General features: G+C 69.6%; 15 protein-coding genes. 7 read left to right on the top strand and 8 right to left on the bottom strand.

Annotation, left to right across the window (positions count from 1 at the left end):
* Positions 1 to 80 precede the first annotated feature (80 nt).
* Complete coding sequence (locus ACI3ET_RS01190; RefSeq protein WP_405031090.1) at positions 81 to 1,736, top strand: cell wall-binding repeat-containing protein; 1,656 nt, start codon at positions 81 to 83, stop codon at positions 1,734 to 1,736.
* A 232-nt stretch (positions 1,737 to 1,968) separates the two neighbouring features.
* Here ACI3ET_RS01190 and ACI3ET_RS01185 read toward each other — a convergent pair whose 3' ends face one another.
* Positions 1,969 to 4,299 (bottom strand): hypothetical protein, encoded by a 2,331-nt coding sequence (locus tag ACI3ET_RS01185; protein WP_405031088.1) that lies wholly within the window; start codon positions 4,297 to 4,299, stop codon positions 1,969 to 1,971.
* Between the two features lie 528 nt (positions 4,300 to 4,827).
* A complete protein-coding gene (locus ACI3ET_RS01180) occupies positions 4,828 to 5,502 on the bottom strand; it encodes a hypothetical protein (RefSeq protein ID WP_405031087.1) in 675 nt (224 codons plus the stop codon).
* Positions 5,503 to 5,909: 407 nt separating this feature from the next.
* Here ACI3ET_RS01180 and ACI3ET_RS01175 point away from each other — a divergent pair, with 407 nt between their 5' ends.
* The 3 genes from ACI3ET_RS01175 to ACI3ET_RS01165 all read left to right on the top strand — a co-directional run bounded on the left by ACI3ET_RS01175 (position 5,910) and on the right by ACI3ET_RS01165 (position 8,403).
* Positions 5,910 to 7,070, top strand: coding sequence for a tyrosine-type recombinase/integrase (locus ACI3ET_RS01175; RefSeq protein ID WP_405031086.1), 1,161 nt, complete (start codon positions 5,910 to 5,912; stop codon positions 7,068 to 7,070).
* Positions 7,067 to 7,228, top strand: a complete 162-nt coding sequence (locus ACI3ET_RS01170) for a hypothetical protein (protein ID WP_405031085.1) — start codon at positions 7,067 to 7,069, stop codon at positions 7,226 to 7,228. Before ACI3ET_RS01175 ends, ACI3ET_RS01170 begins: the two co-directional genes overlap by 4 nt.
* A gap of 116 nt (positions 7,229 to 7,344) precedes the next feature.
* Entirely contained in the window at positions 7,345 to 8,403 is a 1,059-nt protein-coding gene (locus ACI3ET_RS01165) for a DUF932 domain-containing protein (protein WP_405031084.1), read from the top strand.
* A gap of 148 nt (positions 8,404 to 8,551) precedes the next feature.
* Here ACI3ET_RS01165 and ACI3ET_RS01160 read toward each other — a convergent pair whose 3' ends face one another.
* A complete protein-coding gene (locus ACI3ET_RS01160) occupies positions 8,552 to 9,418 on the bottom strand; it encodes a S1 family peptidase (protein WP_405031082.1) in 867 nt (288 codons plus the stop codon).
* A 554-nt stretch (positions 9,419 to 9,972) separates the two neighbouring features.
* On the opposite strand from ACI3ET_RS01160, the gene ACI3ET_RS01155 reads away from it, so the two are divergent.
* Positions 9,973 to 10,815 carry a MopE-related protein gene (locus ACI3ET_RS01155; RefSeq protein ID WP_405031081.1) on the top strand — a complete coding sequence of 281 codons (843 nt, stop codon included), beginning with the start codon at positions 9,973 to 9,975 and terminating at the stop codon, positions 10,813 to 10,815.
* A gap of 780 nt (positions 10,816 to 11,595) precedes the next feature.
* Here ACI3ET_RS01155 and ACI3ET_RS01150 read toward each other — a convergent pair.
* Both ACI3ET_RS01150 and ACI3ET_RS01145 read right to left on the bottom strand, forming a co-directional pair.
* Positions 11,596 to 11,808 carry a hypothetical protein gene (locus tag ACI3ET_RS01150; RefSeq protein ID WP_405031080.1) on the bottom strand — a complete coding sequence of 71 codons (213 nt, stop codon included), beginning with the start codon at positions 11,806 to 11,808 and terminating at the stop codon, positions 11,596 to 11,598.
* Positions 11,805 to 12,032 (bottom strand): hypothetical protein, encoded by a 228-nt coding sequence (locus ACI3ET_RS01145; protein WP_405031079.1) that lies wholly within the window; start codon positions 12,030 to 12,032, stop codon positions 11,805 to 11,807. Before ACI3ET_RS01145 ends, ACI3ET_RS01150 begins: the two co-directional genes overlap by 4 nt.
* A 645-nt stretch (positions 12,033 to 12,677) precedes the next feature.
* Here ACI3ET_RS01145 and ACI3ET_RS01140 point away from each other — a divergent pair.
* On the top strand, positions 12,678 to 13,073 hold the full coding sequence (locus ACI3ET_RS01140; RefSeq protein WP_405031077.1) for a hypothetical protein: 396 nt from the start codon (positions 12,678 to 12,680) through the stop codon (positions 13,071 to 13,073).
* 1,361 nt (positions 13,074 to 14,434) lie between these two features.
* Here ACI3ET_RS01140 and ACI3ET_RS01135 read toward each other — a convergent pair.
* Complete coding sequence (locus ACI3ET_RS01135; RefSeq protein WP_405031076.1) at positions 14,435 to 14,833, bottom strand: hypothetical protein; 399 nt, start codon at positions 14,831 to 14,833, stop codon at positions 14,435 to 14,437.
* A 596-nt stretch (positions 14,834 to 15,429) separates the two neighbouring features.
* Between ACI3ET_RS01135 and ACI3ET_RS01130 the strand changes: the two genes are divergently transcribed.
* Complete coding sequence (locus tag ACI3ET_RS01130; RefSeq protein ID WP_405031074.1) at positions 15,430 to 15,945, top strand: hypothetical protein; 516 nt, start codon at positions 15,430 to 15,432, stop codon at positions 15,943 to 15,945.
* A gap of 239 nt (positions 15,946 to 16,184) precedes the next feature.
* On the opposite strand, the gene ACI3ET_RS01125 is transcribed toward ACI3ET_RS01130, so the two are convergent.
* Together ACI3ET_RS01125 and ACI3ET_RS01120 are read right to left on the bottom strand one after the other, a co-directional pair.
* Positions 16,185 to 18,854 carry an AAA family ATPase gene (locus tag ACI3ET_RS01125; protein ID WP_405031073.1) on the bottom strand — a complete coding sequence of 890 codons (2,670 nt, stop codon included), beginning with the start codon at positions 18,852 to 18,854 and terminating at the stop codon, positions 16,185 to 16,187.
* 175 nt (positions 18,855 to 19,029) lie between these two features.
* Positions 19,030 to 19,248, bottom strand: a complete 219-nt coding sequence (locus tag ACI3ET_RS01120) for a helix-turn-helix transcriptional regulator (RefSeq protein ID WP_405031072.1) — start codon at positions 19,246 to 19,248, stop codon at positions 19,030 to 19,032.
* Positions 19,249 to 19,335: the final 87 nt, after the last annotated feature.

The following is a 19,335-nucleotide window of genomic DNA, read 5'->3' as shown; positions in this document are numbered from 1 at the left end:
GCACCCGGGTCTGTCGGTGCGGCGTGGGACTGTGGTGCCACCGCCGGACGTACCGGGTCGGTGTGACGAGGGAGTCGAGCGTGCAGAAGACGATGGGGAAGGTCGCGGTGTGGGCGGCCGCGGTGGGTCTGGTGGTCGGTCCGGCAGTGCCGGGGGTCGCGTCCGGGGGGCTGGCCCCGGGGGCGGTGACGTCCCAGGCGACGGTCGAGGGGACCGAGCGGTTGGCGGGGGCAAACCGGTACGAGACGGCCGTGGCCGTCTCCCAGCACCTCTACCCCGCGGGTGCGGACGTGGTGTTCGTGGCCCGGGGCACCGACTTCCCGGACGCGCTGGCCGGTGGTCCCGCCGCGGCGTACCTGGACGCGCCGGTCCTGCTGATCAGCAGCGCGACCACCGTGCCCAACGTCGTCCGTGCCGAGCTGGCACGCCTGGCCCCGCGGGAGATCATCGTCCTGGGTGGTGGCCAGGCGGTGGGCACCCCGGCGACGGACGTCCTGGGACAGTACGCCCCGGTGTCCAGGCTGGCCGGGACCGACCGGTACGCCACCGCCGCCGCGGTCGCCTCCCTGTGGGGGACCTCGGCCAGCACGGTCTACGTCGCCTCGGGCAGGTCCTACCCCGACGCCCTCGCCGGTGGTGCCGCCGCGGCCCACCAGGGTGCCCCGGTGCTCCTGTCGACCGGCACCAGCCTGTCCGCGGCGACAGCGGACCGGTTGCGGACCCTGAACCCGAGCAGGGTGGTCGTGCTCGGCGGCGAGTTCGCCGTCCCCGCGAGCGTGGTCGACAAGATCCGCCAGAGCGTCCCCGGGGCGAGCCTGTCCCGGTACGCGGGCACGGACCGGTACGGGACCGCCGCGACCGTGGCCGCCAACGTGTGGCCCCAGGGGTCGACCGAGGCGTTCTACGCCACCGGGCTCAACTACGCCGACGCCCTGGCCGGGGTGCCCGCGGCGGCCGCCCACGGGGCACCGCTGCTGCTCGTGAAGCAGGGCTGCGCCCCCGCGACCACCCAGGGGGCCACCGCCGACCTGGGGGTGATCACCCAGTACGTCCTGGGTGGGAGCGTGGCCGTCGCCGACGGTGCCACGACCGCCTCCTGCGGGGTCAACCCGCCGGTCACGGACACGGTTCTGGCCGTGCTGGAGGACATCCCGGTCAAGGGCCGTGCCCCTCTGACGGGGTACGACCGGGCCGAGTTCGGCCCGGACTGGACCGACGCCGTCGACGTGCAGGGTGGGCGGAACGGGTGCGACACCCGCAACGACGTCCTGCGCCGCGACCTGGACAACCTGGTCGTGCGGGCCGGGACCAACGGGTGCGTCGCCGAGACCGGGTGGCTGGACGAGCCCTTCAGCGGCGACACCCTGTGGTTCGAGCGGGGCGTGACCAGTCAGAGCATCCACATCGACCACCTCGTCCCGTTGTCCGACGCGTGGCAGAAGGGTGCCCAGCAGATCACCTTCACCGACCGCAAGAACTTCGCCAACGACCCGCTGAACCTGTGGGCCGTCGACGGGGGCCTGAACTCGTCCAAGGGCGACGGTGACGCCGCCACCTGGCTGCCCCCGAACCGGGCCATCCGCTGCGACTACGTCGCCTACCAGGTCGCGGTCAAGGCCAAGTACGACCTGTGGGTCACCCAGGCCGAGAAGGACGCCATCACCACCATCGTCAACGGCTCCTGCCCCACGAAGAAGATCCCGGTCGCCAACGACGTCCCCGCGTTGAGGCCCTGACCACGCCCCGCAGCACGCGGCCGCCCCACCGTGATCTGCACGGTGGGGCGTCGCGGTGCTCGGCCCTGTGCGCCCGCGTGTGATTCTGGAGGCGACGACCTGCGCTGGGCAGAGGGCGTGGTGGGGGCCGGAGCGCGTGTCCTTGCGCCGTGCAGGCGCGGGGGCAGTGGCCCGGCGGTCACCCGGGGCCGACTACGCCTGTGTGGGCTCGCATCGCAGGAGCCGGAGGGGCTCAGACGGCGGGCAGGTCCGGTCCTACCGGCACAGGCTGGTCCACCGACGGTCGGAGCCAGGCTGCGAGCATCTCAGTTGTCGGGCTCTTGGCGAGGGTGGCGTTCATCGCGCCGGAAAGGGTCTCGACGAGTTCCGGATGCTGTCCGGGCCCTATGTCGAGCACGTCTGCGGCCGTGAGGAGGTCGCAGATCTCGAAGCGCCAGCCCGCCAGGTCCGACGGCACCGCCTGCGCCAGAGCTGCCGTCTTCCGCACCACGGTGGCCTGAGCTGGAGAGGTCAGGAGCAACGCCGCCAGTTCTTCCACCGTGTGCTGGAGGACGGTGGCGGGGGTTGAACCTCCGATACGGACGAGCCGGTCCTTGTGGGCGGCGAGGATCTGGACGTCCAAGAAGCCGCTCCTGGGGCGTCTGCCCAGCTCGTCGAGGTACTCCCGGCTGCGCACCAGAGTGGCCAGCTGGGGGTCCTTCGTTGTCCAGTCGCGCAGTTCCGTGACCGCATGAGCGGCGTGCAGGTGCTGCACTGCCCTGCGGCGGTGCCGCACGACAAGTTCCGTGGCATCGCGTCCCTGGGCGGACAGGTCCTGGAGCCGCTCCGCCCATGAGGCGTGGAAGCATGCCCACGAGTACGCGACCCACGACGGGGCGAGTTTCATGTCGGCGGTGAGGTCCGCATCCCACGGGTCGGACATCATGTGAACCCATCGCCTCCCGGCCTCGAGGCGGGCGTTCATCTCCGTGTAGATCCGGTGGCTGACCTCCTTGTCCGCGACCCGGGTCTCGAGGATCTCCGTCAGCGCCGTGATGGCGGACGCGACTCGTTGCACGGAGCTGTCCACGGCCCCCGGTGCTGGCACGGTGGAAGTGTCGCGCCAGGCCGCCGTCTGCGCGTAATGGCGGTTGATCAGGGCGACGTACCGTGCGAACGCGGCCCGGGCACGCAGGTCAGGGCTCAGGTCCCGCTCGTCGTCGCGAGTGGTTCCGGGGACCTGCAGCCTCTGGAAGGACTCCAGGAAGGTCGAGTACAGATCGAGCTCGCTCGGCTTCTGCGACTTCCGGAATCGGGCGTGCCACAGCTCCAGCAGCACTGGGCGGTTGTCCGGGTCCGCGTCCAGGGCGCGAGCCAGCAGCGGAACTCGCTCGTCGTGGTGCTGCAGATCGGTGCGGGCCAGGAAGTGCAGCCCGATGCCTTCCCATGTGCTGGCCCCGTCGAGTCCTGGCATGTCATAGATGGTCGCCATCGCCTCCACGGCGACGGCGGCGCACAGGCCGTGCAGGTCTGGCATCACGGGCTTGTCGTCGGGCCCCTTGACGGGTTGTTCGCCCTCGCCCTCCAGGAACACCCGCAGCCCCAGCCGGTCTCGGTCGACGACAGCGCTCGTCACGGTCACCCCGTGGTGCTGGACCATCACGTGACACTGGTCGGCGCTCTCCGTCTGCACCCGGACCAACCAGGGAGTTCGAGGCACGAGACGCTCGAGGAGCTTGTAGGCGGCGGCGGCCACCTTCCCCTCGGGCGTGGTGGTCAGGCCCGCGTCCTGCAGCGCCGTCGCGTCGGCGGGGGCTGCCGTGTCCAGCCGACGGAAGTCGGGCTGGCCAAGTTGCTGGACCAGGGCGGCGACGTGCGCCGAGACGTCGTGATCCTCCGTACCGTCGGCTTTGGCCGCCTTGATGCGCAGCCTGGGGGAGTGGCTGAGACCCCAGGCGACGGGCACCGCCCCCAGCAGCACCAGGAGGAGGTAGACCAGCAAGTGCAGCTGACCCGGGAGGAACAGGACGATGATCGACGTCGCGACGAGCAGGATGGCGCCGAACCAGATCCAGAAGAGCCGCCAGGCGCCGGTCAGCGAGATGGGGAATCTTCTCCCCTCGTCCCGCCGCCCGTGCCGCGTGACAAACAACCACGTGGACAGGCGTCCCACCGGGGTTACCAGAAGGAAGGCGAGGACAACTCCGGTGGTGAGGAAACTGAGGGCACCCAGCAGAGGATCCGTCAGGGGTGCGAGGTGCTTGTCGGTGAACGACTCCCACTTCTTGGCCAGACCCTCGCTCGGTGTCGATCCTGGGTCAGGTGCTGACGTGGCATCGCAGATGGCGGCCTGCTCCTTCAACGCTGCCTGGACCGCGGCCGTGTACGGCTCCCCAGGAGCCGGTACGGGATCGAAGAGGATCTGCACCCCTGGTTCGGTTGAGCCCGTGCACGTGCGGTCAGCAGGCAGCGTCACGGAGGTAGGTGTCAGCGCGATGCCGGGCAGAGCCGCCCTCAGCTTCTCCGCATCGTCGACGTGCGCGATGCTCGCTGCGAGGTCGTGCCCCAGGGCGATGCGTCGCAACGCCTCGGACCGTTCTGCCGAGCACAGAGACCGCTCTGTCCTGGTCGCAGCCGGAACAGTGCCTTCTGCCGAGTCGTCACGGGCCTGGTCGATCACTGCCAGGGCTTTGTCCGGTTGCGCGTCGCGGTTGTAGGACTCAGCAAGGGAGCAGACGCCGTCGTCGGGTTCAGCCGTCGCCCCGGTCGTGGCGCTGGTCGGTGGCCCGGCCAGGATCAGCACGGACGCCAAGGCGGTGAATGTCAGGGTGGCCCGGGCACGGCGCGAGCATGTCGAGTGCGGCACGTGCATCCACCCCCTCTGACCCCAGGTGCGCCAAGGCTAGACCCGCAGCAATCCATCTGGCTAGAGAAGGAACTTCCGCCAGCTCGCTCTTGGTGGTGGAAGCCGGTGCCTGGCGGTCAGCAGCACACCAGCTGGGTGATCCCATCGGATCGGCTCTCCGATCGCCAGGCGGCTGACCTGCGACGACGGACCGGCGTCTCACACCGCTCTCACGTCAGGCCGCGTCAAGGTAGGTCGGGGTAGGGCTCAGGGCAGCGCGTAGGCGGACCCGGTGGCCTCGTTGAGCATCTGGAGCACGGGTGCGGTCTCCTGGCGCACCACGGAGTACGTCGCCGACGCCTCCATCGGGTCGTCGAGGTAGGTGTTGGCGGCCCGGGTGGCGAAGTCCTGCAGCGTCGCCAGACGGGGCAGGTAGTCCCCGGCGTCCACCCCGGGAGGGGCGCCCCGGTCGGCCAGGCACCCGTAGCTTGATGCAAGGAGCCCAAGGCCACTTCCGACGGCCCCTCCGTCCACGATCCGTTCGTCGACAGTCTCGATGTCCCTCAAGATCCTTTCCGCGCACACGTGGGCCCAGTCCACGTCGAAGTCGCCGACCGTGCTCGTGCTCCGTGGCGGCGAGGTCGGGCGTGGTGCGGACGGGGACGGGCTCGGGGACGCCTGCTCGACTGCGGGATCGGCCTGGGCCGTGGCGGTCACGGTCGTGGTTGCGGTGATCGTCTCGGTGGCCGTGACGGTCTCGGTCGGGGTGGCCGTCTTGGTGGCCGTCACGGTGGCGGTGACCGTCTCGGTCGCGGTGACGGTCACGGTGTGCGTAGCCGCCTCGGCGGCCCCCGTGGAGGACCGCTCCTGCGGGTCTGCGCCGCTGCAGCTGGTGAGCGCCATGACCGAGGCGAGCACCAAGGACGGTGGACCGATCCTCATGGGGTCGCCCTCCAGACGGCCGTCACGGCCAGAAGCCACCCGGCCCCTGCGCCGGGTGTGCTTCCCCCGATGCTAGTGGCGGCCCGGACCGGCACGCCAGGGCCAGATGCCCCTGCCCGGTGCTGCACCGAGGGGGCTGCCGGGCAGGTCCGACCTCATGGTCCGGAGAATGCGACTCCCGACGGTCCGCACCGGCCGGTAGGAGAATGTCGTGAAGAATACCTGGAAGAATCCACAGGGAAGGTATATGCATTCATATATGCGCGTATTTATGGTAGAATAGGAATGTCGGCAATACCTATGTCCGACATTCCTCGCAAGAGCCCCATGTACGGGGGAGCGAGGCAGGCCCGCAGCCATTCCGGTTGCGGGCCTTTTTCATGCCCAGAACACAGAAGGAGAAGCTCATGCAAGGTTCCATCTACCGGCGTCGTCGTGCCGACGGCACCTGGTCCAGCTGGTACGCCGTCATCGACCAGCCCCGTGGCACCGACGGCGGACGGAGGCAGAGCACGACCAGCCACCGCACCCGAGGGGAGGCGCAGGCGTGGCTGGCCCAGACGGCTGGTCGGTCCACCCGTCCCACCGGAGGTGCTGACCTCACGGTGGGCGAGTACCTGGAGTCGTGGCTGGAGGGCAAGAACGGTCTTCGGCCCTCGACCCGGCTGTCCTACCGCGGGCACCTGCACGGCTACCTGATCCCGCGGCTCGGGGAGGTGAGGCTCGTGGACCTTCGGGCGCAGGACGTGGAGAGGGCCTACGCCGTCCTGTCCCATCCCAGCGGGCAGGGGCCGGTCTCGGCCGCGACCCTGCACCGGGTCCACGCCACCCTGATGAGCGCCCTCAACACCGCGGTCCGGCGTGGGCTGCTGGAGCGCAACCCGGCGGCGACCGTCGAGCTGCCCAGAGTGAGGCGGACGAGCCTCACGACGTGGACGTCCAGCGAGGCGTCCAGGTTCGTCGAGGTGAGCCGGTCCGACCGGTGGGGCCTGCTGTACCGGGTGATGCTGGTCACCGGGATGCGCCGGGGGGAGGCGGTCGCGCTGCGGTGGTCCGACGTGGACCTCGAGGAGGGTCTGCTGAGGATCAGCCGCCAGCTGGTCGCGGTCGGGCCGGACCTGGTCGAAGGACCGCCGAAGTCGGAGTCGGGTCGACGGACGCTGGTCCTGGACGACCGGACCCTGACCGAGCTCAGGCTCCACGCCCTCACGGTGGGGGCGGGCAGCGCACTGGGGCCGGAGGACCACGTCTTCGTCCGGGACGGGCAGGCCCTGCCACCTGGGTTCGTGTCGCGTCACTTCGACCGGTTGGTCGCCTCGGCCGGGCTCCCGCGGATCCGGTTGCACGACCTGCGGCACACCTCGGCCTCCCTCGGGCTGGCCGCGGGGGAGTCGCTCGTGGAGGTGTCCCGCCGCCTGGGGCACTCCACCATCGGGATCACCGCCGACGTGTACACGCACGTCGACCCCGAGGTGGCCCGGGAGTCCTCCGAGCGCCGCGCCGACCTCATCGTCGGCACCGGCGGCAAGTTCACCCCCGTCGGGGACCTGGTGAGCCGGACCTCGTGAGCCATCGCCTGGTCCACGGCCTGCGGGTGGCAGCGTCCTGGCACGGCCTGCTGCTGCACAACTCGCCCTGGTACCGCCACGGCTGCCAGGTCCTGGGGCACTACCTCATGACGGGGCGTTGGGACCTCGACCCACCTGAGGAGGACCTGCCGTACTGAACGCCCCGCCGGGGCAGGACCTGCGCTCCTGACCCACCCGAGCCGACCACCAGGTCGGCGCCACCGAGCCTCGCCCACCAGGGCGGGGCATTTTCCGTTTCACGAAGGAGAGAACGATGTCCAGAGAGACCTTGCAGCACCTGAACACGAGCACCCTGATCGGCAGCACGGACCAGCGGGGTACCGCCTGGCACTACCGGGCAGACCTGCAGGGTGGGGAACCCAACCACTACCCCGGCCCCATCCCCGTTGAGGACGTCCGGCGACGCCTGTTCCACTGGTCCGCGGACTCCCGGCCCCTGGCGGTGGCGCTGCCCAGCGACCTGGCCACCGCGACCCACCTCGACCAGGACGGGGCACCCGCCCGGTGGACCCCGGTTCCGGACAGGCAGGCGATCGTCCGCTCCGACACCGGGCAGGTCATGGGGATCTTCACGAGCGGCTACGTGATGCACCCCTACGACGAGTGGTTGCTGACCACCGTGGCCAACATCCTCGACGACCACCTGGCCATCTCGTCGGCGGGTCTGCTCAAGGGCGGGGCGATCGCGTGGGTGGAGGTGTCGATGCCGGAGACCGTCAGCTCACCGGAGGGGCTGGACTTCCGGCCCAACCTGCTGGCCACCACCAGCTTCGACGGGTCCATCGCCACCACCTACAAACGGACCGTCACCGCCGTCGTCTGCGACAACACCCGGGCCGCGGCCCTGGGAGAACGGGGACAGACCTACAAGGTCAAGCACAGCCGGTACTCCCAGGCCCGGCTCGCCGAGGCGCGGCAGGCGCTGTCGGTCGTGCACCAGATGACCGAGGACTACCTCACCGAGATCGCCACCCTGGGCCGCACCCCCGTCACCGACCGGCAGTGGGACACCCTCCTCACCCAGCTCGTTCCCATCCCCGGTCCCAGCGAGAAGCCGCTCACCCCACGGTCGCGACGAGCGGCGGAGGAGAAGCGGTACCAGCTGAACCATCTATACCGCGTGGACCACCGGGCCTCACCGTGGCAGGGCACGGCGCTGGGGGTCCTGCAGGCCGTGAACACTTGGGAACACCACTATGGCAACGTCCGTTACGCGACACGCTCGGAGCGGAACATGCTCAAGGCGGTCAAGGGGGACTTCGACGTCCTCGACCGGACCGTCATGGAGCACTTGCAGTCAGTAGCCGCCTGAAGATCCCCGCCCCTCCCACGCCGTCATCGGTGTGGGAGGGGCTCAAGGGCCGTCCTGTCGTTCGGAGAGTCAGTCCGGGCGGTGAGTCAGACGGACGTCCTTGACCTCAACGGCTACTGGGTCTGGTTCGCCACCCTCCAGGCCTTCCTCACTCTTCGAGGTAGGGGTTGACGAAGTCGAGAGTGGCGTCGATGTCGGTGCGGAACGAGAAGTCAGTCCCGGCGCACTGTCCTGTGATGCCGAACGACGTGACGGCGACGACCATGGTGGTCTCCTCGCCCGTGGCGGGGTCGATCCAGAACGCCGGTCCGCCGGAGTCGCCGAAGCAGGTGCCGCCGGAACCGTTGCCCTTGCCCGGGGAGTTGGTCAGCTGCACGTTCTGCTCGTCCTGGTACGCGGACCGGCCCACGCCGGTGATCGTCGAGGTGCCCTGGTAGCGGATGTAGTCGTTCTGCTCGAACGCGGGGATGGTGCCCTGCGCCCCGTACCCGACGACCGTCACCTGCCGGTGGCTGGGGCGGCCCTTCGCCGTCTTCAGAGCGTCCAGGAACCCCTCCTCCGGGAGGGTGCCGTAGATCCCACCTGGGGTGTCGATCGGCCCGTCCAGTTGCACCACGCCGACGTCGTAGGTGTCGGGGAAGCCGGAGAAGTCGTCATAGTCCGGGTGCGGGATCGCCTCACCCTCCACCCAGTGGTCGCTGCTCTCCAGATACTCGGCGGCGCTCTCCCACTCCTCTGAGTCGTAGTCGCTCAGCGGGTCGGGGTCGTTGCTCACCCATGTCTCGTCGTTGGGCTCGCCACCGCCCTCGGTGCAGTGTCCGGCGGTGAGGACGGTGTCCGGGTCCAGCAGGGTGCCGGAGCACGAGTAGTAGCCCACGCCTTCCTGGACGAAGAGCAGGGTCACGACGTGGGGGTGGTCCTCCCCGTCGGGCTCGCCCCAGGTGATCCCGTGGGCCGCCGTCGCGGAGGTGAGCAGTGCGGCGGCGGTCAGGCCCGCCAGGGCAAGTCGCTTCATTGCGCTCCTTCGAGAGTGAGGGTTGGCTCAATATAGGCCGCGGTCTGCCACGCGGATAGAGGTAATCCACTTCGTCGCCTCGCTGATCGGGTCGTGATGGCTGGTGGACGAGGGTCGGCGCGGCAACGTCGGCCTTGGACGCTGCCAAGGTGCGGAATCGCAGCGGTGAGCGAAGTCGCTGGTCTGCGGCAGGGCACCGGACTCGTGGACCCGTGCTCTGCAGGTGCCCGGCCGAGCGTCCGCGTGTCACCCGAGGGTGCCTCTGCGCGGCGCGGTGCCCACCCGAGCGGATCGGGCCCTCACCCTGACCACCAGCGCCTCCGCCGCCCCTCGTTGCGGTCGACGCTCAGATCAGGACCACCGCCACGACTGTGAATCATCGAGGCAAGCGTCTTCTGGCCGCTATGGGTATTTTTACCCATCCCCAGGCTCGACCCGAATCCCTAGGCTGAAACTGACGATCATTTGGTCGTCGAACACAGCGGCCCGACTCGGCCGCAGCTGGAATAGGGGAGAACGACATGCGTAAAACCACCTTTGCTCTCGTTCCGATATTGGGACTTGCCCTCAGCGGGCTGGCCACTTCAGCGGCCATGGCGGGGCCGACGGGCGACATCACCGTGGACTACGACTGCGACGCTGGGGCGTGGGTCATCACGTCGGAGAAGAATCTGTCCAACATCGTCGTGGGGGACGACGGGATGGAGTCCAAGACCGAGCTGAGCGACATGAGGCTCTACACGTACATCGTGTCCGACCCTGACGCCACGCTCGACACCATCTGGGTGAAGGCTGGCAACAACAAGTCCGGCGACGGGCCTGGCTATGGCGAGCGCTTCGATCTTGGGGACACCGGGTGCGACCCGGACGCGGACGGTGACGGCTACCCGGCGTCGCAGGACTGCAACGACAACGACCCCACCATCAACCCCGGTGCGGTGGAGATCCCCAACGACGACATCGACCAGAACTGCGACGGTGTGGACCTCATCGTCGGCGACGGCGAGCTCCGCTTCACGCTGATCTGGGACAGCAGCGACGACCTCGACCTCCACGTCATCGACCCGTCGGGCGAGCGCATCTGGTACCAGGACCGCGAATCTGCGAGCGGCGGAGTCCTCGACCGGGACGACAACGTCGGCGCATGTCTGAGTGACCCCGAGCCCGGCGGGGTGGAGAACGTCTTCTGGCCCGTCGGCGGTGCGCCCACGGGCACCTACACGATCGAGATCGACAACTACAACGACTGTGACGACGACAACCTCGGGACGTGGACCCTCAACGTCTACCAAGATGGAGAGCTGCTGGATTCCTACACCGGTGGCGAGGGTGACACCATCGGGGCCGCAACCTCTGGCGAGTTCAAGGTCGTCTCGGTCACGCACGTCCAGCCGTGAGCTGACGACGTTTCGCGCGACGGGTCACGGACATTGGTCCGTGACCCGTCGCGTCGTCCGTCCGAGCCTGTACTCCTGCTCCAACCACCCCCTCGGGCGGCACGGTGGTCTCCGACCCGTCCGGGTAGGCGAAGTGGATGCCGATCCCCGCGCGGTGTCGCCGCCTGCGGGGGTGGCTGAACCCGTCGTCCTGGCGACCGGAGGTGCACGGGCTGCAGAAGGTAGGCAGCTCTGCCCCTTCTGGTCGTCTTCCGGGTGCCAGTGCGGGTCCAGGGAGCCTTGAAATGGCCCTGAGGGCATCGTCCGCCACCGGTGGGGGACACCCTCCCGTGCTCGAAGCACTACGCCTCCAGGTGGGGCCACTTCAGACTGGCACACTCACCCGAGCGCCCTTGGGCGTAACTGAGCGGCTCGGAAGCCCTGGTGAGGCGGGCCCGCCTCCTCTTCACTCGGGGTCGTCCCTGAGGGGCCGGTTCCCCGCTCGATGCCGGTGAAGAGGAAGTGTCACCGGTCTTCGAGGTTCTCGTCGGCCACCAGCTGGGCGGTCGAGGAGACCCTCCCGCAGACGCTGCACCGGACCTTGCGCAGGAAGGGGCGGGCCGAGGTCTCGGGTTCGCTCATGTGGGACGACCTGGGACCCCGACGGTGATGGTGTGCGGGGCGCGATGGTCATCAGACGTCGATCTCCGTCTGACCGGGTACGTAGGTGACCGAGCTGCCGGGGGCCTGCCATGACCGTGTGGTCCCTCGGCGCGGCAGGGTCCAGGTGGCCGACAGCCCTCAGAGCCGGGCATGGGCGTAGTCTCCCAGCCCGAGCAGGAGGACCAAGCGCAGCGTCCGCCCGAGCAGGACCATCGGAACGACCCGGCGCAGCGGGACCTGCAGCTCGCCAGCGACCAGCGCAAGGACGAGCAGCTGGGCAGCCCGAGGGTCGCGGAGGTGAGGAAGAGGACCCGGGACAGCAGCGGCCGCGACGTGAACGCCGCCCGTCACCTCTCGCACCGCTCCCGACGGCGACCCACGTCGAGCCTGTGCTGCACCCGCGCCGAGTCCAAGGACTCCCACCCCGCCGCGTACCAGAGCAGCTTGCCGTCGTCTGCCCGGCGGCGGCGGTGAAGGCGGTGGCCCACACGTGCCCGGGCGGGCAGGAGCGCGAGCTGGGCCAGGAGGTAAGCCTCGGTGCTGACCACCGGCACGACGGCGCTCAGCGTGCACACGCAGAAGGTTGCGATCAGGACGGACGAGGCTCACCACCCGTCGTGCAGGATCCGAGGGACCTGGTGCCCGCGTCGGCGTGGCCTGCATCGTCGCACGCCGGGCGACAACACCTGTGCGGCGGCTGGTGCCTGCGGGCTTAGGGGTGAGAGTGTCGTGAGACGGGTGCGCTCCGCCGCTGGTCAGCGGGTCGTCGATCGGATGACCTATCCGATGCCGCCCCGGGCCACAAGCCTGCCCGCAGAGCTGGGGGCCCGAGGACGGCAGGGGGTCGGACGCTGAAGCATCCTGAGGCTTGGGCTCCGGGTTCCTCTGGGGCCCTCGTCCGGCGGAGGTCCTGGTTCCGCACCCGGCAACCCCACGTCCGGGCCGGACCCCCGGGGAACGCAGCGACGACGGGGTTCGGAGGTTCTGCGACGTGTTGCTGGGTGCGTCCCCTCAGCGCTTCGCGCCTCGGTGTGTGCCAACCTGATGCCGTGTCAACTCCGGCACACGAGCTGTGGAAGGGGTTGTCCGATGGCAGGAGCAGAGCCGGGCACGAACCCGCCGAGCGAGGGCAGGGAGCGTGCACGCACGCACGCCCCGTGGTTGGACGTCGAAGTCCAGATCCATCAGTGCAGCGTCTGCTTCCGGCGGGGGTGTGGCTGATGCGCGTGCTCGCCGTGGTTGTCGGCGTCCTGATCGCCTTCATGGGCCTGTCGGTCGTGTTCGGCATGACCATCGACGCCGTCCCCCTGCTCGTCGGGGTCGTCGGCTGGGGGATGTTCCTGGGTGGGATCGCGCTCGCGGTCCTGCCCTGGGTCCGGGCTCGTGGTTCGACGTCTGCATCGAGATCCATGACGCCCGGTGAGGGCCTGGCACTGCGCGTGCTGGGTGTGGTTGTCGGCTTCATGATCGCCTTCACAGGCTTTGCCCTCGTGTTCGGCATGACGATGGACGGTGTCGACCCCCTGCTCGTCGGCGTCGTCGGCTGGTCGATGATCTTGGGTGGGCTCGCGCTCGCTGTCCTGCCCTCCGTCCGTCGGCGTCGTCGTCCGTCCTGACCGAGCTCAGCGCGGAGGGCCTTCATGTGAGGGCCGGTCTCCCTCCACGACGCCTTCGCGGGTGTTCACGACCTCGGTGAGGGTGGCTGTTGCCAAAGCTGTCGCAGCCGTCCCGGCGGGAAACGACCGCCCACTGCGAGGGGCGAGGGGGCGGACGAGCGCCAGCCGTACGCATCGGAACCTTGCCCGGGGTGTGCCGAACGGGTGCTGTGCAGGGACCGCTCCTCACGCCGGAGGTCTACTTGTCCCACCGTGCCGCCGCTTGTCCGAGCACCGCAGGGTTGCGTCTGCCGGTGGGCGTCCAGGACGGGTGGCGCAGCGGCGGCGGCCGAGCGGTTCATCGGGCGGTCGCACTGTTGCTGCCCGCCGCGAGTGCGACCCCCCGACCGGCAAGGGGACCTGGGGCTGGCGCGGGGTGGACGAGTCGAGGTGGCGTTCACGGCCCTGTGGTGATGCTTGTCGACTCGCCGGTCGCTCTCGAGACGGGCAGACTAGGGACTACACCGTAAGCGAACCCCAACCGAGCCTGGAGACGTGACGTGCACGACGACAAGACGCTGATCGCCCGCCTCCACGCCGACGACCTGCTCCTCGGTGATGGAAAGACCTGCGGCAGGTGTTCATTGCTCCTGCGCGGCCTTGCCTGGGACGCCAGGGGTTACCTCTGCCACCCGTCGTGCTCCTGCCACGCTGACTGCTACACGCTGGTCACCGCTCCTCGGGCCTGAGGCGTCACCCGCGTCCCGCGCCCACCGGGACGAGCGGGTCCAGGCCCGCGCCGGGGGTAGATCGTCGCCGCGACGCACACATGTCCTGAGGTGGACGTTGGTCCCTTCCATGGTTGTGAGCGGGCGTCCCGATTGACGCTCAAGGCTGGGTGGAGACGCTTCGGACCCGTCGGTGCGCCACGACGAACCTGCGGATGCTGCCAACGATCCACTCAGGTGTGCATGAACGAGGGCCCTCCCGGGGAAGGGCCCTCGTCCGGGGGCCGGACAGCGGCCCTGCGATGCGGGGGGTCACGGTATCCCGACCGTTCCTCGCGGGCACAGCTCCATCACCGTAACCACGCGCCCAGGCGGCGTCATCACCCTTCCGGCTGGGACGACGATCCTCCCCGCCCTCGACGCCTGGGCGGTGCAGGATCCTCGCCGAGGAGCCGGGGACGGTCGGGGGCCGGGTTGCCGGGACGGGCGTGAGAGCGGTGTGAGAGCGGGTGGCCCCGGGCCAGGTCGGCGGTCCGGCGATCGGAGCGCACATCCGATGCTCGGGGCACCGCTCCCGCCCTAGTTGCCCATCGCGTGCCAGCGGCGCTTGCCCCGGAACCACAGCCCGGTCCTCGGTCCGGGGCAGTCCGCGGATCAGGGGTCCGTGCGCTCCAGCGCCCCCTCGGCGACGTAGCGGGAGGTGTAGCAGCCCTCGTCGGTGTCGGCGCTGACGGCATCTTCGACGTACCTCACGGTGATCCTTGTCCAGCTGAGCGTGCCGTCTACCGTTTCGGGCTCGGTCAGCGTCATCTCGTAGCTGACGTCGGTGTCGAAGGTGCCGACGACGTTCTCGTCCTCGTCGACGCAGTCGTCCTCCACGGCCTCCTCGAAGGTGGCGGTCCACCGGTCCGGCTCCCGCTCCAGCGTCCAGGTGGACTCCACGTCCTGCGGGTAGTAGAGGGCGAGGGACTCGTGGGAGACCGTGCAGTCTTTCGCGGAGTCGTCGCAGTTCTCGCGCAGGACCAGCTCCCGGTCGAAGACCTCCCCGACCATGCTGGCGGCTTCGTCGGCTTCCGGGTGACGGGAACTGTCCTCGAGCACCGTGAAGGTGCCCGAGTAGCTCCCCTGCGCCACCGGGACAGACGGAGGCGTCGGGGCGGGGTCCTTGGTTGGCGTGGGTGAGCTGTCCGCTGGGGCTCTTGTCCCCGTCGCCGTGCTGACCGCAGACGCCGTGACGGTCTGGGTGGCTGTCACGGTCTGTGTCGCCGTGGCCGTCGCGGTCACCGTGGCCATCACCGTCGGGGTGGAAGGCGCAGTCGCCGTCGTTGGCTCCTCGCCGCCGCACCCGGTGGTCGCGACGCTCAGACCCATCAGGAGCGCACCCTGGGTGCACCTTCGAAGACGCTTGTGCATGCCCTCTCCTTCCGCCCGGCAGGTCATTGGATAGTAGGGGTCATCCTCGGTGAGCGTCGCGGTCGCCAACCACAGCAGCGGGTTTCATCACGGAGTGCACTTCTGGTGTTGAGCCCCGGCCGTGACCGAGGACGCCACCACCACGTCCCGGGATCGGGGGGGCCCGGCAGGTCTCCCCCTGTGGGTCGGAGGCTCGCCGCCAGGGCCGTTGTTGCCGACGTCGCTAGCCTGAATCCATGGGCGGACAGCGGGCGTACGAGGGACCGCTGCCCCCCGTCCAGGGGCGGCACCGCAACCACGCCCTCGCGGTGGCGCGGCGGATGACCGCAGCTCGGATGGTGGTCTCCGGGTGCACGTACCAGGAGGTCGCCGACCGCCTGGGCTACCAGAACAGGGGCACCGTGCACCGGCTCGTGCAGCCGGTGCTGGCCCAGATCCGACCGACCGGGTTCGACGAGGCGTTCCAGCTCCACTACGAGCGCCTGGAGAGTCTGTTCCAGCCGCACTACGCCCGCGCCCTGGCCGGGGACAGCACGGCGACGCGCATGGCCCTGCAGGTGCTTCGCGAGACGACCAAGCTGCTGCAGTTCTTCCCGCCCGGACCGGAGGGGGAGAAGAACGCGCCCCCGTGGCCGGTCATCGACCCGGCCGACCTCGTTCAGTGGGGCCGCGCCAGGGACTCCGGCTACCAGGGGGGTCCTGCCGAGTGGGCCCGGGAGAGGGAAGCAGACCGAGCTCAGCAGGAGTGCTGACCGGCGTCGGCACCCCAGGCCTGCACGTTGCCTGTCTGGGCCGGTTTCCCGTCCCCAGGTCGCACGGAGGGCCCGGTAGGACAGCTCACACCGCGACCGACGTCGGGAGAACCCCTCGTCGGGCGTTGCATGTCGTTCTGCTCAGGAAGACCCAGTGGGTGCACCCGTCACGGTGGTGACCGGGCTGGTCTCACTGACCCGACTGAAGGTGGGAAAGGAGATAGATCAGAAGGGTCTTCCTAGTTCTCCCCAGTAGGGCCACTCGGGTCAGTGCTGTTGGTGTGGTGAGCCTGCTCGTCGCCGCTGGCCGGACTGGGCAGGCTCCACATCGCCTTACGGTAGGGGAGGCCGTCGGTCTGACCTGCAACTTCCCTGCTGTTCACGCCCAGGGTTCGGGCGGCACGCTTCACGGACGAGTCACTGAATCCCTCCTCCCGCCCCGAGGCCATGACGTCCTTGCGGGACGTCTCACCCTCCTGCTCCAGGAAATCCCGCAGCCAGCCACGTGCGCCGTCGTCCCGCCCCATCCTCGGCGAGAGCGCCTGCCGTGCCAGCAGCAGGGCGTCACCCTCGACCTCTCCGATCCAGTCGACCACCCCGCAGTCACCGGTCACCCGGAGCACCTCCCCGGTGGAGGGGTCAAGCTCGTCGACCACGTACTGCGCGGACCTGATGCGGTACCGCAGGCCCGGCACGTCCAGCCTCCCGGCGTTCGCCTTGTCGAGCACGACGATGCCCTGGTTGCCCCCCTCCGGCGCGTCCGGGTCCCGCACCACAAGCACCATGGCGCGGACGCCGGTGCGGAACGCCCGCGAGTCCATGATGCGCACCGCGGTGTCGGTGCCACTAGCCTTGTTCAGGTGCCACGGGGCGACGACGGCAACCCGCTCCTCCTCGGCCCACATGTTGATAGCCCGGAGCACCTTGGCAACATCCTTGTAGGCGATGCTCTTCATGTCATCGGGCAACGTCGTGATCAGCGAGTCGATCCAGACCATGCCCACGTCGTGCTCGCGGACGAGTTCGGCCACGAGGGGCAGGTCGCGGGGGATCTGGACCGGTACCGGGTCTCCGGTGGTGCCGATCCGGACCGTGACGAAGTGGACGCGGGACAGGTCGGCTCCGGCCTCCTCCAGTCTGGGCCGCAGCACCTCGGCGATGCCGTCCTCGGGCGCGAGAATGAGGGCGTCGCGGGCCGTACCGAAGTACTCGCCGGGCAGCAGGCCCCGGGTGAGGTCAGCGATGATCCGCATCCCGACCGTCGTCTTGCCGACGCCCTCCTCGCCGGGCATGAGGGTCATCGCCCCGACGGGGATGAACCGATCCCACGCGTACCTCACCCTGCGTCGGACGACGTCCGATGCGGTCACCACGTCCAGCCGAACGACGTTGGTACCGCTCGGCGATGGGGTCGTGGGAGACACCTGCAGGGTTGCCGGGAAGGGCGCGGGGGCTCCCCGGGTGTGCTGCTTCGTCCAGGTCTCCTCCAACGGCACCGCGTCGGCCATCACGTCCGGCACGATCCCGGTGAGGGCCCGGTAGGCCTGCGAGGTGGTCCATGGGGTCCACTCGGCGCGTGCGAGCTGGCCGAGCCGCTGGCACACGTCAGCAACGTACTTCTGCCATCCGCGGGGGGACTTCTGGACCCTGGTGCCGTCCGCGAGCTCGATGTGGGACTGGGTGTGCCCCTCGGGCCACGTCTCCGCCTGGCCCAGCTCCTCCCGAATGCCGCCCAGTGCACCGGCCAGGTAGCGGGCGACCTTGGACTGCTCGGTCCTCGACATCTCGGCGTAGTTGATGCTCGCCTGGGGCGATGTGTTGGTGTCTGCCGACGTCTGACCGCGGTCCCTGGTCAGTGCGACGAGCTGGCGACCGGTCACGTCCAGGGGGTCGACGTCGTCCAGGTGCGGCAGGTCCACCCACGTGTAGCTCCCGAGCTCGCCGGTCACCTTCGAGATCTTCACCGTGGGTGCGATGAACAGGAAACCGCGACCGGAGCCGTCGGCGCGTCCCCCTCTGAGGTCCACGCCGCTGAGCACGGCCCTGGGGGAGCCCACCCCCAGGGGCCTGATGAGGTCGTGCCACCCGCCGCTGGGCGTGCTCTGCTGACCGTAGGACCGCGGCCAGCCCCCCGCGGCCTTCAGCTCAGCGGCGGACGTGCTCCCGCCGTTGTAGGGGTCGACGTCCACGCCGTCGACCGTGTGGCCCATGACCGCGCCGAGCGCATCACCCGGCAACCAGCGATCAAGTACCCCTTGGTCCGGGACGGTCTGCTCCCACCCCGAGGGGAACGTGTACCCGGTGCCATCGTGCCCACCCTGCGGGTTCCAGACCCCGCCCTCCATGGCGGGTCGGGCGATGAACACCGGGACCCCGTGCTTGATGAGGTGCCGGGCGACCTCCAGACCCCGTCGCTGCTCGGGCGTGAGGTCTTGCTCCTCCTCTTGCTGGCCGCTCCCCCCGTCTCCGTCGTCCTCGTACCCCTCCTCGCCGTCCTCGGTCTCGGGGGTCGAGGGCTGGGGGTGGAGGTCCCGACGGATCCTGATCTTCTTCCCGGGGGAGACGGGCCCGGTCGTGCTGGGGTCCTCGTCCTCGTACTCCTCCTCGTCCTCCTCGTGGTCGGGCTCCAACGTGGAGGGCCTGGGGGGCCGGGGGATCCTGAGGGTCCGACCGAGGGAGGGCGGCTGCGCCGTGCTCTCGTCCGCGGCGTCGTCGTCATGGGGGTCGGCGTGAGCGGACGGGTCCCCGATCCCGACCTCGGTCAGAGGAACGGTCTCCTCGGCCGTGCTGCGGTCTTGGTCGGGGTCCTCGGCGTCCTCCGAGGGGACGGGCTCGGCGGCCTCGACCTGCGAGATCTCGAACTGGTCAGCGCCCTCGTCAGGGCCGTCGACGGATGCGATGCTGTTCACGGTTACTTCTGCTCCTGATGGTGTGGGGTTGCCAGCCCTCGCCGGTGAGCCAACACCGGCGGGGGCACTTCGTTGTGCTGGTTGCAGTGGGGCGGTGGCCCGAGGGCCGGGAAGACCCGAGACACATAGCCGGACGGGAATGCTGGACCCGCCCGTGATGAGGCTCGGCGCGGGGTCAGGCACCTTCGCGGGTGGGGAGGGGGCCATCGCGGCACGTCTGCTCGTGCTGCTGATCCAGCCAGCCCTCGACGTCGTCCTCGTAGGCGACCACGCGCCTGCCAAGCTTCCAGGTGGGCGGACCGGTGCCCTTGTGGCGCATCCACCGGAGTGTGTTCAGCGGGACGCGGGTGCGCTCGCTCACCTCCTGCAGTGTGAGGATCGTGCGGTGGTTCATCTCTATCCTTGCTTCCGGCGATGGTATACCTTGCGCGAGAAGCACTAACGTATGGCAAACCGCACTCCCGAAGCAAGTACAGTGTTC

This window comes from Ornithinimicrobium jinqii (genome assembly GCF_045032595.1).
Lineage (GTDB): Bacteria > Actinomycetota > Actinomycetes > Actinomycetales > Dermatophilaceae > Ornithinicoccus.
This window is presented reverse-complemented; position numbering and strand designations above follow the sequence as displayed.